At 69.8% G+C, this 14,189-nt stretch carries 15 protein-coding genes; 9 read left to right on the top strand and 6 right to left on the bottom strand.

All coding sequences use genetic code 11. The features are described 5' to 3' along the window. Nucleotides 1-15 precede the first annotated feature (15 nt). Together LT971_RS11865 and LT971_RS11860 are read left to right on the top strand one after the other, a co-directional pair. Entirely contained in the window at nt 16-1,116 is a 1,101-nt protein-coding gene (locus LT971_RS11865) for a glycosyltransferase family 4 protein (RefSeq protein ID WP_237007147.1), read from the top strand. 1 nt (nt 1,117) lies between these two features. After that, nucleotides 1,118-2,227: a glycosyltransferase gene (locus LT971_RS11860; RefSeq protein ID WP_237007146.1), complete on the top strand. Its 1,110-nt coding sequence runs from the start codon at nt 1,118-1,120 to the stop codon at nt 2,225-2,227. Here LT971_RS11860 and LT971_RS11855 read toward each other — a convergent pair. After that, a complete protein-coding gene (locus LT971_RS11855; protein ID WP_237007145.1) occupies nt 2,224-2,655 on the bottom strand; it encodes a hypothetical protein in 432 nt (143 codons plus the stop codon). The genes LT971_RS11860 and LT971_RS11855 overlap by 4 nt on opposite strands. Before the next feature lie 64 nt (nt 2,656-2,719). Continuing rightward, nucleotides 2,720-3,478, bottom strand: coding sequence for a DUF2797 domain-containing protein (locus LT971_RS11850; protein ID WP_237007144.1), 759 nt, complete (start codon nt 3,476-3,478; stop codon nt 2,720-2,722). A 160-nt stretch (nt 3,479-3,638) separates the two neighbouring features. Between LT971_RS11850 and LT971_RS11845 the strand changes: the two genes are divergently transcribed. Beyond that, nucleotides 3,639-4,253, top strand: coding sequence for a VOC family protein (locus LT971_RS11845; RefSeq protein ID WP_237007143.1), 615 nt, complete (start codon nt 3,639-3,641; stop codon nt 4,251-4,253). Between the two features lie 16 nt (nt 4,254-4,269). Here the strand turns inward: LT971_RS11845 and LT971_RS11840 are convergent, their stop codons facing one another. Beyond that, nucleotides 4,270-5,001 carry a GNAT family N-acetyltransferase gene (locus LT971_RS11840; protein ID WP_237007142.1) on the bottom strand — a complete coding sequence of 244 codons (732 nt, stop codon included), beginning with the start codon at nt 4,999-5,001 and terminating at the stop codon, nt 4,270-4,272. Nucleotides 5,002-5,260: 259 nt separating this feature from the next. Between LT971_RS11840 and LT971_RS11835 the strand changes: the two genes are divergently transcribed. From LT971_RS11835 to LT971_RS11815, 5 genes are all read left to right on the top strand, one after another. Then, the gene (locus tag LT971_RS11835) at nt 5,261-5,677 is read left to right on the top strand and encodes a DoxX family protein (protein WP_237007141.1); all 417 of its coding nucleotides are present in this window, start codon (nt 5,261-5,263) and stop codon (nt 5,675-5,677) included. 103 nt (nt 5,678-5,780) lie between these two features. Beyond that, a complete protein-coding gene (locus LT971_RS11830) occupies nt 5,781-6,995 on the top strand; it encodes a branched-chain amino acid ABC transporter permease (RefSeq protein ID WP_237007140.1) in 1,215 nt (404 codons plus the stop codon). Next, entirely contained in the window at nt 6,992-8,320 is a 1,329-nt protein-coding gene (locus tag LT971_RS11825; RefSeq protein WP_237007139.1) for a branched-chain amino acid ABC transporter permease, read from the top strand. Before LT971_RS11830 ends, LT971_RS11825 begins: the two co-directional genes overlap by 4 nt. Beyond that, entirely contained in the window at nt 8,313-9,212 is a 900-nt protein-coding gene (locus tag LT971_RS11820; protein WP_237007138.1) for an ABC transporter ATP-binding protein, read from the top strand. The genes LT971_RS11825 and LT971_RS11820 overlap by 8 nt, the downstream gene beginning before the upstream one ends. Beyond that, on the top strand, nt 9,209-9,961 hold the full coding sequence (locus LT971_RS11815; RefSeq protein ID WP_237007137.1) for an ABC transporter ATP-binding protein: 753 nt from the start codon (nt 9,209-9,211) through the stop codon (nt 9,959-9,961). The genes LT971_RS11820 and LT971_RS11815 overlap by 4 nt, the downstream gene beginning before the upstream one ends. Before the next feature lie 27 nt (nt 9,962-9,988). Here LT971_RS11815 and LT971_RS11810 read toward each other — a convergent pair whose 3' ends face one another. Next, nucleotides 9,989-10,246 (bottom strand): hypothetical protein, encoded by a 258-nt coding sequence (locus LT971_RS11810; protein ID WP_237007136.1) that lies wholly within the window; start codon nt 10,244-10,246, stop codon nt 9,989-9,991. Between the two features lie 106 nt (nt 10,247-10,352). Further along, nucleotides 10,353-11,681 (bottom strand): ABC transporter substrate-binding protein, encoded by a 1,329-nt coding sequence (locus tag LT971_RS11805; protein WP_237007135.1) that lies wholly within the window; start codon nt 11,679-11,681, stop codon nt 10,353-10,355. A 264-nt stretch (nt 11,682-11,945) separates the two neighbouring features. Here LT971_RS11805 and LT971_RS11800 point away from each other — a divergent pair, with 264 nt between their 5' ends. Continuing rightward, nucleotides 11,946-12,995: an ATP-binding protein gene (locus LT971_RS11800; protein ID WP_237007134.1), complete on the top strand. Its 1,050-nt coding sequence runs from the start codon at nt 11,946-11,948 to the stop codon at nt 12,993-12,995. Between the two features lie 4 nt (nt 12,996-12,999). On the opposite strand, the gene LT971_RS11795 is transcribed toward LT971_RS11800, so the two are convergent. Further along, entirely contained in the window at nt 13,000-14,145 is a 1,146-nt protein-coding gene (locus tag LT971_RS11795; RefSeq protein ID WP_237007133.1) for an NAD(P)/FAD-dependent oxidoreductase, read from the bottom strand. Nucleotides 14,146-14,189: the final 44 nt, after the last annotated feature.

Genomic DNA, 14,189 nt, shown 5'->3' with positions numbered 1-14,189 from the left:
TTCGTCCACCCGATGATGCGAGCGCTGAACTACCTCGAACTGGAGGAGACCGTCCGCGGGGGGATGCTGACTGCGGCCCGCCAGCAGCGGACGGCCCTCGGGACGACCGACGTCGAGGTAGTCGAGACGCCGTGGCGCGCCGGCAACCCCGTGCAGTCGCTGGGGACACTGTTCGCCGGCGAGGGGTACTTCACGGAATTCGACGTCGCGCACTGCAACCTCGTCGGGCCCGGCAGCGTCGCCGTCGCCCGGCACGCGAAACGCGAAGACATCCCGCTGGTGCTGCACGCGCACCTGACCCGCGAGGACTTCGCGGAGTCCTTCCGTGGGTCGTCGACGCTGGCGCCCGCCCTCGAACCGTACCTGCGGTGGTTCTACTCGCAGGCCGACCTCGTGCTGTGCCCCAGCGAGTACACGAAGGGCGTGCTCCAGGACTACCCCGTGAACGCGCCGATACGCCAGCTCTCGAACGGCGTGGACGTCGAGAGCATGCAGGGTTACGAGGGGTTCCGCGACGAGACCCGGGAGCGCTTCGACCTCGACGGGATGGTGGTGTACGCAGTCGGCGAGGTGTTCGAGCGCAAGGGCCTGACGATGTTCTGCGAGCTGGCGAAGGCGACGGACTACGACTTCGCGTGGTTCGGGCCCTACGACGAGGGCCCGCAGGCCGGCAGGGCGACCCGGAAGTGGGTGAACAGTCCGCCCGAGAACGTGACGTTCACGGGCTACATGGAGGACAAGCGCGCGGCGTTCGGCGCGGGCGACGTCTACCTGTTCCCGGCGAAAGTGGAGAACCAGGGCATCGCTGTGCTGGAGGCGATGGCCTGCGGGAAGCCGGTCGTCCTCCGGGACATCGACGTGTTTCGGGAGTTCTTCACGGACGGCGAAGACTGTCTGATGTGCTCGACGTTCGCGGAGTTCCGGGAGGCACTCGAACGCCTCGCCGACGACCCGGAGCTGCGGGAGCGCCTCGGCGAGAACGCCCGCGAAACCGCCGAGTCCCACAGCCTCGACCGCATCGGCGACGAGCTCGCCGGCGTCTACGAGGCCCTGCTCGACGGCGACGTCGCGACGGCCGCCGGTGCCAGCACGACGACGACGACCTCGGAGGGGTAGCGTGTCCGGGGACCTGCCGACCGTCGCGGCGTTCACCGACTCCTACCTGCCGACGGTCAACGGCGTGACGTACACCGTCTCGACGTGGCACGACGAGTACGAGGCCCGCGGGGGCCGGATGCCGGTCGTCTACCCCCGGTCGAGTCACGACCCCCGGGACGGCGAGCACCCTGTCGCGAGCCTGCCGTTCCCCTTCTACGACGGCTACCGGATGGCGCTGCCGAGCGCGCCCGACGCCGTGAGGGACGCCGACCTCGTGCACGCCCACACGCCGTTCGGGCTCGGGCTCGCGGCGTTCCGGTTCGCCCGCAGCAACGACGTGCCACTGGTCGCGACCTACCACACGCCGACCGCCGAGTACGCCGAGTACGTCGGGCCGGACGCCGTCACGCAGACCGTGCGTCGGGCGAGCGAGCGCTACGAGCGGTGGTTCCTCGGGCGCGCGGACCTCGTGTTGACGCCGAGCGAGCGCACCCGCGACGAGGTCCGGGACCTCGGCGTGGGCACGCCCGTGGAGGCGATGCCGAACGGCGTCGACACCGAGCACTTCCAGCCGACCGACCCCGCGGGGTTCCTCGACGCCCACGACCTCCCCGAGGACGAGCCGCTGGTCGGCTACACCGGCCGCCACGGCTACGAGAAGCGCCTCTCGGACCTCGTCGCCGCCGCCGAACGCCTCGACGTCCCGGTCGTGTTCGGCGGGGACGGCCCCGCCCGCGACGACCTCGAAACCCAGGCCGAGGAGCGCGGCGTCGACGCGTACTTCCTGGGGTTCCTCGACCGCGCGGAGCTGCCGGCGTTCTACTCGGCGCTGGACGCGTTCGCGTTCCCCAGCCCCGTCGAGACGGAGGGACTGGTCGCGCTGGAGGCCAACGCCTGCGGGACGCCGGTGGCGGGCGTCGACGCCGGCGCGCTCTCCGAGACGGTCGTCGACGGCGAGACCGGCTACCACTACGAGCCCGGGAACATCCCGGGGTTCCGGCGCGCGATACGGCGGACGCTCGACGACCACGAGCGCCTCTCCGAGAACTGTCTGGCGCGCAGAGAAGACGTCGGCGTGGCGCGCGCCATCGACCGCCTCGCCGCCCGCTACCGCGACCTGCTGGGTTAGTCCTCGAGCGCGTTCGCGATGCGGTCGAGCTTGTTGTTCGTGCGCTCCAGTTCCTTCCGCAGCATCTCGAGTTCGCGCTCGGCCTTCTCGCTGGTGCCGCCGCCCGCGGACTCGTCGCCGCCCGGGCCGCCGCCCATGCCCGGCGGGCCGCCACCGCCGCCCATCATGCCGCCCATCATCTGCGCGAACGGGTTGCCGCCGCCGCCGCCACCGCCGCCGCCGCCGCCCATGCCCGGCGGGCCGCCACCGCCGCCGCCCATCGCGTCGGCCATGCGCTCGCGGGGGTCCTCGCCCTCGCCCTCGTCGCGCCCTTCGGCGCGCTCCTGGCGGATCTCCTCGACGCGCTCCCGGAAGGACTTCTCCTCCCCGTCGCCGTCGTCGTCACCGTTCTCGGCAGCGTCACCTGTCTCTGGGTCTTCGTCTGCCATGCCCACAGATTCGCCGCCCGCACTGAAAAAAGCCGGCTTCCCGGTCGACCGCCGCCGCCCGCCGTCAGAACGCGCCGAGACTCGACTGGACCTCGCGGTCGTCGGCACCCTCGGTGAGGTCGTGGCCGACGAGGTCCCGCATGTCGACGCCGTAGGTCGTCCCGCGGCGGTCCAGCACGAGCACGCGACCCTTCGTCCCGCGGACCGTCCCCGTGAGCATCGTCTCCGCGACGGGCCGGCTGTCGACGTCGACGCCGTAGTCGAAGGCGAACTCCTCGATGGGGTCGAAGTCGGCGACGAGCGCGCGCCACGCCGACTCGTCGACGTCGTCGTCGAACCCCCGGAGTTTGGTGGGGACGCGCACCCGGTCTGGGACGCGGTCGGCGATGCCGGCCTCGACGCGGCGGGCGCGCCTGCCGTCCTCGACGGTCCGAATGTGCGCCGCGCGGTCGGCGCCCTGCTCGCGGAGCCGGGTGTCGAGGCGCCACGAGCGCGTCACGCCGACTTTGAACGTGTCGGGCGCGAACGCCGCGAGGTAAACGGCGTGCTCCTCGTCGCAGGACTCCAGGGGCTTCGTGCAGTTCCCCGTGCAGCGCGCGCACGGCCACGTCGACGTGTGGCTGTCGCAGTACGGCGCGTCGGGCTGCTGGCAGGACTGGTGGCCCTCTTCGCCACGGTCGACACCCGCGCAGTGACGGGGGCCGAGCGCGTAGGCGAGTTCCGACCCGGCTTCGAGCGGGACGCGGTCGACGGTCCCGGCGTCGGCGACGCGGAGCGCGGCAGCCCCCTCGCCCGGCATGGTCTCGTACCCGACGACTTGCACGCCTCCCGGTAGGCAGGTCCGGAATAAAGCGGTGGCGCTCCGCCGCGAACCGCGTCGCTCGGACCGGTGGCAGACGCGGTCGCGACCGGGGTGACACGGCCGTCACCGGGTGGCGCGGACGCCCGCGAGTCCTTTTCCCCGGGCGGCGCCTACTAGCGGTATGGCAGACGACTCGATTCCCGTGAGCGCCGACGCGCCCGACAGCCCGTTCCGAACCACTGGCACCGACCACATCACGGTCTGGGGGAGCAACGCCGAGGACACCATCGCGTTCTACCGCGACCTGCTCGGGATGCCGCTCGTGATGCGGCAGCCGAACCTCGACGACCCGTCCCAGACGCACCTCTTCTTCGACACCGGCGACGGCCGCATCCTCACCGTCTTCGTCAGCGACGAGCGGTCGTCGAACCACGGCCGCCTCCGCACGCAGGTCGGAGGGGTTCACCACCTCTCCTTCTCCATCGCCGCCGAGGACTTCGAGGACGTGATGGACGCACTGGACGACGCCGGGCACGGCTACAACGTCTTCGACCGGGGCATCTTCTTCTCGCTGTACACGCAGGACAACAACGGGCTCATCGTCGAACTGGCGGCGGACAAGTACGACATCCCGGACGACCGACGGGGTGAGGTGCTGGCGACCGCCCAGCGCATCCGCGAGGCGGACGGCGCCGACTACGCCGAGGACCGCCACATGGAGCAGGCCCTCGAGGAGCTCGGCATCGACGCCGAGCCCGCCGACCTGCCGGACGCCGACACCGGCGCCGGCGTCTGACGGGAGCGACCGACACTCACAGCGAGTACGCCATCATCACCTCGTCGACGGGGTCGCCGTCGATCTCGTAGTGGTCGCGCCGGATGCCCTCGGTGTGCCAGCCGTGAGACTCCAGGAACGACAGCGCCTCGTCGTTCGTCGAGGGGACGGAGTTGTACAGCTTCTGGTAGCCGTTTGCTTCCGCCCAGTCGAGCGCGCGCTCCAGCAGGTGGCTGCCGACGCCGTCGCCGCGGTAGCCCGGGCGGACGCCGACCGTGAGCTTCGCGGCGCGCTTGAGCTTCTCGACCTGTGGGACGTCGAGGTGCGTCCACCCGACGATGTCGCCGTCGTCGGTGGCGACGAAGAACACCCGGGACTCGACGGTGTTGTGGCGGGCGACGGTGTCCTCGTAGAGGAGGCGTTCCGCGACGCTCTCGGCGACGACGTACGTGTCCTCGGCGGTGACGGCCCGGATGGTGTCCAGCAGCCCCTCGAAGTCCTCCTGGCGCGCGGGCCGGACGGTGTACGTGATGTCGCCGCCGACGTGCTCTTCGACGGAGCCGGCGTTGAAGCCGACGCGCAGCGTGCCGCCGTCGTCCTCCAGGTACCCCTTCTGGAGGAGCCACTCGAGTTCGGTCCGGAACGTCTCGGGGGAGAGGTCGAGGACGCTGCGGGCGCGGTGGCGGGCGGCAGTGCCGTGGCGTTCGACGTACTGGTAGACGTGTTTGGCAGCCTCCGACCGGAAACTCGGGCGTTCTAGGGACTGCATACACGGGCCTTCGGACTCGCTGCCCATAGTCGTGTGGTACGGCAGCACGGGGCACGGCTGGCGGTCGGTGCAGACTCGACGACGAAACCGGTCAGGCCGCTGTTGAGACGGCGACGTCGGTGTCACCCGGTGGCGCTGCCGTCGCCGAATCTACAAGTAGGTGCCCGAGTGAATCAAGTAACGTCGTGAAACCTACTCACTACACATCAGCCAGTACGGAATCGAGACTGCTCGCCGGTTCCCGGGAGGTGGCGGCCTGATGGTCGCCGGCGGCACCGAGGGACTGCTGTTCCTCGTCGCGCGCCTGCTGTTCGGCGGGGTCCTCGCGTTCATGGGCCTCAACCACTTCCAGCAGGTCGACGGCATGGCCGGATACGCCGAGCACAAGGGCCTGCCCGCACCCCGGCTGTCGGTGCTGCTCTCCGGCGGCCTCCTCGTGTTCGCGGGCCTCGCCGTCGCCCTCGGCGCGTTCCCCGTGCTGGCCGGGTTCGCCCTCGCGACGTTCCTGCTCGTCTCGGCGGCCACCATGCACGACTTCTGGGCCGTCCCCGACGACCAGGTCCAGGACGAGATGACCGGCTTCCTCAAGAACGTCGCGCTCGCCGGCGGCGCGCTCGCTCTGGCCGCCATCGGCACGTCGACGTGGGCGTACAGCGTCGGTCCGTCGCTCTTCTGACCGGTCACTCGCGGTGAGACGCCGTGATTTCAGGCAGATCCTGCCGGGGTATGCGAGGTTTATTTATTCTTCCGTGTCCCACGGTCCCACGAGACTCGTACACATGAACCGAACCAACGCACTCGACCACGGCGTCCGGTACGTTCGGACCAGCCCCGGTGCCACCGCCGTCGTCGCTTTCAGCGCCATTCTCCTCCTCGACCTCCTCGCCAAACTGGTGGGGTTCAGTCTGGGACCGCTGACGGTCGCCGGCATCGACCTCGGTCCGTTCGGCGGCGAGATGCCGTTCACGCGCCTCGTCAGCTACACGTGGGACGGCCTCGTCATCGGCCTCGTCATCGGCCTGGCGAGCATCGGGCTGTCACTGACGTACAGCATCCTCAACTTCGCGAACTTCGCGCACGGCGACTACCTCACTGCCGGCGCGTTCTCGGGGTGGGCGGCCACCTACATCATCGCCGGCCTCGGCGGCCTCCTCCCCATCGTCGAGTCCGCCGTCCACGCCGTCACCGGCGTCGGCCAGCGCACAATCCGGAACACCGACCTTGTCAGTCTCGTGCTCCTGGAAACGCCACCGGGCACCGCAGGGGCGAACGTCTGGCTGTCCCCCATCGCGGTCGTCGTTGGACTCGCCGTCGCTGTGGTGCTCACCATCGCGATGGCGCTCGTCATCGACCGCTTCGTCTACAAACCCATCCGGGGTGCCGACGGCATCTCGCTGCTCATCGCCTCCATCGGTGTCGCGTTCGGCATCCGGTATCTCGTCGCGCTCGTGTTCGGGAACAGCCGCCGCATCGTCACCTCCACGGACCAGCTCCCCGAGGTCACCCTGATCGGCACCCGGATCGACGCCCACGAGGTGACGCTGGTCGTCGTCGCCATCCTGCTCATGCTCGGCATGCACGTCCTCCTCCAGCGCACCAAGCTCGGGAAGGCGATGCGCGCGATGGCGGACAACCGCGACCTCGCCCGCGTCACCGGCATCCCGACCGAGCGCGTCATCCGCACGACCTGGATGCTCGGCGCCGGCCTCACGGGCGCCGCCGGCTTCCTGCTCGTGCTCTCGCAGGCCGGCCTCGGGTTCACGACCGGCTGGCGGCTCCTCCTGCTCATCTTCGCCGCCGTCATCATGGGCGGCATCGGGTCCATCTACGGCGCCATCGCCGGCGGCCTCGTCATCGGGCTGGCGAGCCGCGTCTCCCTCGTCTGGCTGCAGGGTGACTTCTCGTCGTTCACTAGTCCGGCCGCGTTCGCGCTGATGATCCTCATCCTGCTGTTCAGGCCGTCGGGCATCTTCGGTGGGGTGAGCACCGCATGAGCGCCGTCGACGACGCCCGCGGCGTCCTCGAGCGCGTGTTCGCGCCGGACGCAGTCAAGGTGTTCGCGATGTTCGCGGGCATCTGGCTGCTGTTCTACTGGTTCGGCAACCAGCTCGGGTACACCGACCCGTTCATTCTCGCACTCGTGCGCCGCGTGACGTTCCTCTCGGCGGTGTACGCGCTCGCGGTGCTCGCGCTGAACATCCAGTGGGGGTACGCGGGCCTGTTCAACATCGGTGTCGCCGGCTTCATGGCCGTCGGCGCGTACGGCACCGCGATGCTGTCCGGGTCGCCGGGTGGCAGCCCGCCGGGCCTCGGGCTCCCGCTCCCACTCGGGGTGCTGGGCGGCGTGTTGGCTGCGACGGTCATCGGGCTCGTCGCGGCGCTCCCCGCACTCCGGCTGAAAGCCGACTACCTCGCCATCGTCACCGTCGCCATCTCCGAGATCATCCGCATCACGTTCAACTCCCCCGCGTTCGCGAACGTGACTGGTGGGGCGAGCGGCTTCGACAACCTGCCGACGAACCCCGTCCGGACGCTGCTGTTGACCGAACCCGGTAGCATCATCTCCGACCCGACCCCGCTGGGCCAGCCCATCTTCTCGCTGGCCACCGAGTACGGCATCCAGCGGCTCACCGTCGTCAACACCGTCTACACGGTCGGCACGCTCGTCGTGTTGCTCGGCGTCTACCTGCTGCTGGAACGCATCGGTCGGTCGCCGTTCGGCCGCGTACTGAAAGCCATCCGCGAGGACGAGGTGGCGACGCGCTCGCTCGGCAAGGACACGCAGAACTTCAAGGTGCGGGCGTTCGGCCTCGGCTGCGGGCTGATGGGGCTGGCGGGCATCCTCTGGTACGCAATGGGACCGCGGGCCTCGATCGTCCCCGTCAACTTCCGGCCGGAGCTCACGTTCTACATCTTCATCGCCCTCATCATCGGCGGCTCCGGGTCGAACACCGGCTCCATCCTCGGCGGCGCGCTGTTCGCCTCGCTGCTGTTCGAGGCGCCGCCGCGCATCGCGGCCATCATCGGCGACCGCTTCGACGTCGCCGCCGACCCCGCGAACCTCGTCGAAGCGCTCGCCCCGGTCGTCGAAGGGGATCTGATGCCGCTGGCGGGGTTCCTGCTGAACAACATCGACACGCTCCGGTTCATCGGCATGGGCGTGTTGCTCATCCTGCTCGTGCAGCGGCGGCCGGAGGGCTTGCTCGGCGCCCGCAAGGAGACGGCGTCCGCCGTCAGCCTCGCCGACGACACCCGACCGGGGACGGCACCGGAACGTCCGACTGCCGCCGCCGACGGCGGAGGTGACGGCGATGAGTGAACGCAGCGACGGGCCGGCCGACGCGAACCTCCCCGACGACGTCGACGCGCCCGACACCGAGGACCTCGAACCGGAGGCCGACGACTCGGCCGTCGAGGAGGCCGCCAAGCGCGTTCCGCGCGGCGTCCCCCTGAAGGTGGAGGGGCTCCGCAAGGAGTTCGGCGGCATCACGGCCGTCGACGGCGCCACGTTCAGCGTCGAGGAGGCCTCGCTGACCGGCCTCATCGGGCCGAACGGCGCCGGGAAGTCCACGACGTTCAACTGCATCACGGGCGTCCACGAGCCGACCGCCGGCACCGTGCAGTTCCGCGGCGAGGACATCACCGGCGAACGCCCCCACGCCATCGCCAACCGCGGGCTCGTCCGCACCTTCCAGATCGCCCGCGAACTCGACGAGATGACGGTCCTCGAGAACCTGATGCTGGCGCCCGGCCACCAGCGCGGCGAGTCCATCACGCGGTCCGTGCTGCCGGGGCTGCGCGGCGACGTGGTCCGCCAGGAGTCGGAGCTCCGCGAGGACGCCTGGGAGACCCTGGAGTTCTTCGAGATCGACCACCTCGCCGGCGAGTACGCCGGCAACCTCTCCGGCGGGCAGCGGAAGCTGCTAGAACTCGCTCGCGCGCTCATGACCGACCCGGAGATGATGCTGCTGGACGAGGCGTTCGCCGGCGTCAACCCGACGCTGGAGGAGAAGCTGCTGGACCGCATCCACGACCTGCGCGAGCAGGAGGACCTCACCTTCCTGCTCGTCGAACACGACATGGACCTCATCATGGAGAACTGCGAGCACGTCATCGTCATGCACCAGGGGCGCGTCCTCGACGAGGGGACGCCCGAGGAGATCAAGGCCAACGAGGACGTCGTCGAGGCCTACCTCGGGGGTGAAGTATGAGCGGCGCACAGGCGTCCCGGGAGGCCCGCCTGCCGGACGACGAGGCGGGGCTGCTGTCCGTCCGGGACCTTGACGCCGGCTACGGCGACCTCCAGGTGCTTTCCGAGGTCGACCTCGACGTCCAGGACGGCGAGTACGTCACCATCGTCGGCCCGAACGGCGCGGGGAAGTCGACCGTGATGAAGTCCGTGTTCGGGCTGACGACGTACATGGGCGGCACCGTCACGTTCGACGACGCCGAGATTCAGGGGTCGAACCCCGAGGACATCATCCACGAGGGCATCGGGTACGTCCCCCAGAACGAGAACGTGTTCGCGGGGCTGTCCGTCCAGGAGAACCTCGAGATGGGCGCGTACATCCTCGACGAGGTCCCACAGGACGCGCTGGACGCGGTCTACGAGCGCTTCCCGATTCTCGAGGAGCGCAAGCAGCAGACCGCCGGGTCGCTGTCCGGCGGCCAACAGCAGATGCTGGCGATGGGGCGGGCGCTGATGCTCGACCCCGACCTCCTGATGCTCGACGAGCCGTCTGCGGGCCTCGCGCCCGACCTCGTCGAGGACATGTTCGACCGCATCGACCGCATCAACGCAGACGGCACCTCCGTGTTGATGGTCGAGCAGAACGCGAAGGAGGCGCTGCGGCGCTGCGACCGCGGCTACGTGCTCGTGCAGGGCGAGAACAGCTACATGGACGACGGCGACGAGCTCCTCGGCGACGAGGAGGTCCGCCAGGAGTTCCTCGGCGGCTGACCGGCCGTCGCCGGTTCTCCGAGACCGTTACTCGCTCGCGTCGACGGTCCTGTGCAGTGCGACAAACACCGCGAGGAACGCGACAACCGCTCCCACGACGAACAGGCCGAGCGTGAAGGACCCGGAGCCGCCGGAGACAGTGCCAGTCTCGGGGTTCGCGTTGAGGTACGCGTTCGTCCACGCGGTCAGCGTCGCGTAGCCCGCGGCAAGCGTTCCGATTGCGAACGCCAGCGCGGGTACGAGCAGTGCGTCCGGGCCGAACGAGTCGGAGGGCGTGTCTGTCACGTACGTCAGTTCCAGTGCGAGCAGGAAAGTCGCTGTCGTCTCACCGCTGGACGGCGGGCTGCGGCGCTGGTGGGGGTGAGCGCGAAAGAAACGTGGTGGGTCGGGCTCAGGCCGAGAACTGGATCTCGTCGATGGTCTCGATGCCGCCGCCCTCCTGGAAGCCGAAGTACTCGTAGGTCGCGGCCGTCAGGTCGCCGTTCTCGTCGAAGTCGACGGCGCTGGACGCGCCCTTGTACTGGATTTCGGTTCCCTCGGCGGCCATCGCGAGACCGTCGGCCAGCGTACTCGGCGTGACCTCCTCGCCGCCGGGGTTGGCGACCGCCCGCATCTGTTCGGCGATGGCGGCGCCGTCGTTCTCGCCGGCGGCCGCGTTCGCTAGCAGGCAGACCGCGGTCGCGTCGAACGCCTGCGACGTGAACACGCCCGGCTCCTCGCCGTACTCGGCCTGGTACTGCTCGTCGAAGAATTCACGGCCGGGCCCGGCTGCCAGCGGCGCGGTGCCCGTGACGTTGTCCATCGGGTTCCCGATGTCGGACGGGAGGCTCGAGGACCGCAGGCCGTCCGTGACGAGAATCGGGGTGCTGGCGTCGAAGTTCGAGTAGAAGTCCCGGAACAGCTGCTTGCCGCTCTCCGGGTACCCGATGACGACGACGACACCGGGGTCGTCCGCGAGCGCGGACTCCAGCCGGGACGTGTACGACGACCGCGCCTTCTGGAAAGACACCTGACTCCCGACCGAGCCGCCGATCTCCTCGAAGGCCGTGACGAAGCTCTCCGAGAGCAGCTGGCCGTAGGAGTTGTTCACGTACATCGTCGCCGCGTTCGAGGCGTCCAGGCGCTCCTGGGCGACCTGTGCGAGCACCTCGCCCTGGAGGGCGTCCGTCGGCGGCGTCCGATAGATGAGGTCGTTGTCCTCGAGGTCGGTGATGGCCGGCGACGTGCTCGCTGGCGAACACCCCACCATTCCGGACGGGATGAAGACGTTCTCCGCGACGGAGATAGTGACCTCCGAGGAGGCCGCGCCCGTCACCGCAGGATAGCCGCCCGCGCGCAGCGACTGGGCAGCCGACTGTGCGGCGTTCGGGTCCGTCTGAGTGTCCTCGACCTGGAAGTCGAGTTCGAAGTCCGTCTCTCCTTCGAGGACGATCTGGGGGAGCACGGCGCCGTCCCGAATGGGGCCGCCGAGGTCGGCGAGGTCGCCGGTTGTCGGCAGGAGGACGCCCTGCATGATGGTGCGGCTCATGTCGGCGCCGTCGCCGCCCGAGTCGGACTCGGTCGTCGTGTCCTCGCCGCCGCCCATGTCGGACTCGGTCGTCGTATCCTCGCCGCCGTCGCCGTCGCCACCACCGCCGTCTCCCGTACAGCCAGCGAGGCCTGCGATGCCTGCCGCTCCGATGCCACGAATGACGTTGCGACGATTGATTCGTTGTGTCATACCACGACCTTGCGTGGGTATAATATAAATTCGTTCCGCCTGTGACACGACCTCACGAGGAGGGGGCCAGCAGGACGGAGTGGCGGGTAACGCCGGCGTTTCTACCAGCAACGCGAGAGACCTATCCGACACCGGATAGTTCCACGTCGTTTCCATCGACACCGCCGTCCGTGCACTTCCGAGAGCGGCGGGGGTGCCTCGGGCAGGTGTGACCCAGCCGCGAGTGTCAAAGAGTTAAGACGACCCCGCCATCAAGTGTCGACCGTGAGACAGCCCGTCGCCGGTCCGTCGAGACTCGTCGCTCTGCTGGGGGTGATGCTCGCAGCCACTGCCGTCGTCCACCACGCCAGTGAACTCACAGCGGTGAGCGAACCGACAGGACCACTGCTCTCGCTCGCGCTCGACGCCCTCCCCGCCGGCGGACTCGTCTACGCGAGCGTCTGGCTCCAGCGGGCCGGGTACTCTCGCGACCACGAGTGGCGCGTGCTCGTCTGCTGCTGCCTCGGCGCCGTCACGTTCACCACCATCACCGGCGCGAGTCTCGCCATCCGCGCTCACGAGGGACGAACGCTCGCCGAACCGAGTTTCTCGTTGCTCCTGTCGGCGAGCATGGGCGGTGCCGCCGGCTTCGTCGCCGGCTACTTCTACGTCCGGGCGCTCGCAGACGCCGACCGCGCCCGCCGCGCGAACGACGCGCTCTCGTTCGTGAACGACGTCCTCCGTCACGACCTCCGGAACACGCTGAACGTCGTCAACGGGAACGCCTCGCTGGTCGCCGAACGCACCGACAACGGCGAGCTAGCGTCACGCGCGACGGCCATCCAAGACCAGACCGACGAGGCCCTCCACCGCATCGAGAGCGCGGGCGAGATGGTCGCGACGCTCACCGAGGACGCAGACCTCCACGCCGTCGACCTCGCCGACGTCGCCGTCGAGTGCGCAGATCGGGTCGCCGGTGCCCACGACGTCACCGTCGAAACCGACCTCCCGGACTCGGCGCCCGTGGTCGCCGACGACGGCGTCGGCTCCGTCGTCCACAACCTCGTCGAGAACGCCGCAGAGCACAACGACGCCGACGACCCCCGTGTGGTGGTCGCGGTGCAGCGGGACGGCGACCGCACCCGCCTCGAAGTCACCGACAACGGCCCCGGGTTCGACGACTCGGCCGTCCACGACAGCATCGACGCCGTCGACGACGCCGGTGGCCTCCGGCTCGCCGGGACGCTCGTCGACCACTACGGCGGCGACGCCTGGGCGAAAGACACGGACGCACCGGGCGCGACCGTCGTCGTCGACCTCCCGCAAGCGACGTAGGCCGCTACTTCTGTGGGTTGGTCATGTCGAACTCCTCGCGCAGCAGCCCGACCGCGTCCTCGACCCCGCTGGCGGTCGCCAGGTACCCGACGCCCACACCCGCCTTCGCGACTGTGGCCGCAGTCCCACGGAACACGCTCGGTCCGACCTGCGCGACGGCGCCGTCGCCGACCGACACGAGCCAGCCCGGCGACTCGAACGTGTACCGCGAGAGCCGCGGTCCGAGCTCGCCGTCGCCGCGCTCGACGACCAGCGAGGCGAGGTTCTCCGCCGCCACCCTCGCCTCCCGGACGGCGGTCTGCGCGCTCGCTGGAACCGCACTCCCCTCGGCGTCGACCACCCGGGCGGCGTCCCCGACGACCGCCGTGTGGTCGTCGACGGTGAGGTCCGCTCGGACGGCCGCTCGCTCGCCGCCGAGCGCAGCCGGACCCTGGATGCCTCCTGTCCAGACGAACACGTCCTGGGGAATCGTCCCGGCTTCCGTCTCCACGGCGTCTGCTGTCGCCTCCGTCACGGTCACGCCAGTTCTGACGTCCACGCCCTCGCGCTCGAGTTCCTCCCGGACGGCGTCCTGGAACGCCGGCGGGAAGGACGGCGCCACCTGTGCCTCCTGTTCGAGGAGCACGACGTCGACGTCGCCTTCGGCGTCTTCCTCGCGAGCGTACGCCGCCAGCTCGCCCGCAGTCTGCACGCCAGACAGCCCCGCGCCACCGACCACGGCCGTCCCGCCGGTCTCCAGCACGTCCGCGAACGCCGACCGGATAGCGTCGGCGTCACCCAGCCGCTTCAGTGGGATCGAGTGCTCCTCGACGCCCGGCAGCCCGTAGTACGCCGTCTCCGCGCCGAGACACACCGCCGCCGCGTCGTACTCGAGCTCGCGGCCGTCGGCGAACTCGACGACACGGCGGTCCCGGTCGACGGCGTCGACCCGGCCCTGTTGAACCCGCGCCCGGTCGAAGACGTCCGCCAGCGGGACGCGCACGTCTTCGGCCAGCTCGGGCCGGCGGATCACGCGGTGGAGCTCGTGCTGGACGAGGTGGTAGTCGTGTTCGTCGACGACGACTAAATCTGCGTCCGCCGGCAGCAGGTCTTCCAGTCGGTTGGCGACGACCACGCCCGCGTAGCCAGCGCCGAGCACAGCGACACGCATACCCCACGCTAGGGAGTGCGGCGGGAAAACCGTACGCCCGGCGG

The organism is Halobacterium rubrum, assembly GCF_021729015.1.
In the GTDB taxonomy this organism is placed as follows: domain Archaea; phylum Halobacteriota; class Halobacteria; order Halobacteriales; family Halobacteriaceae; genus Halobacterium; species Halobacterium rubrum.
The sequence above is the reverse complement of the archived record's forward strand: the minus strand, read 5'-3'. Positions and strand labels throughout refer to the sequence as shown.

Coding starts and splice junctions, on each gene's coding strand:
- LT971_RS11865 (WP_237007147.1), top strand. CDS start 16: ATGCGAGCGCTGAACTACCTCGAACTGGAGGAGACCGTCCGCGGGGGG.
- LT971_RS11855 (WP_237007145.1), bottom strand. CDS start 2,655: ATGGCAGACGAAGACCCAGAGACAGGTGACGCTGCCGAGAACGGTGAC.
- LT971_RS11815 (WP_237007137.1), top strand. CDS start 9,209: ATGAGCGGCGCACAGGCGTCCCGGGAGGCCCGCCTGCCGGACGACGAG.
- LT971_RS11820 (WP_237007138.1), top strand. CDS start 8,313: ATGAGTGAACGCAGCGACGGGCCGGCCGACGCGAACCTCCCCGACGAC.
- LT971_RS11840 (WP_237007142.1), bottom strand. CDS start 5,001: ATGCAGTCCCTAGAACGCCCGAGTTTCCGGTCGGAGGCTGCCAAACAC.
- LT971_RS11825 (WP_237007139.1), top strand. CDS start 6,992: ATGAGCGCCGTCGACGACGCCCGCGGCGTCCTCGAGCGCGTGTTCGCG.
- LT971_RS11805 (WP_237007135.1), bottom strand. CDS start 11,681: ATGACACAACGAATCAATCGTCGCAACGTCATTCGTGGCATCGGAGCG.
- LT971_RS11845 (WP_237007143.1), top strand. CDS start 3,639: ATGGCAGACGACTCGATTCCCGTGAGCGCCGACGCGCCCGACAGCCCG.
- LT971_RS11830 (WP_237007140.1), top strand. CDS start 5,781: ATGAACCGAACCAACGCACTCGACCACGGCGTCCGGTACGTTCGGACC.
- LT971_RS11795 (WP_237007133.1), bottom strand. CDS start 14,145: ATGCGTGTCGCTGTGCTCGGCGCTGGCTACGCGGGCGTGGTCGTCGCC.
- LT971_RS11835 (WP_237007141.1), top strand. CDS start 5,261: ATGGTCGCCGGCGGCACCGAGGGACTGCTGTTCCTCGTCGCGCGCCTG.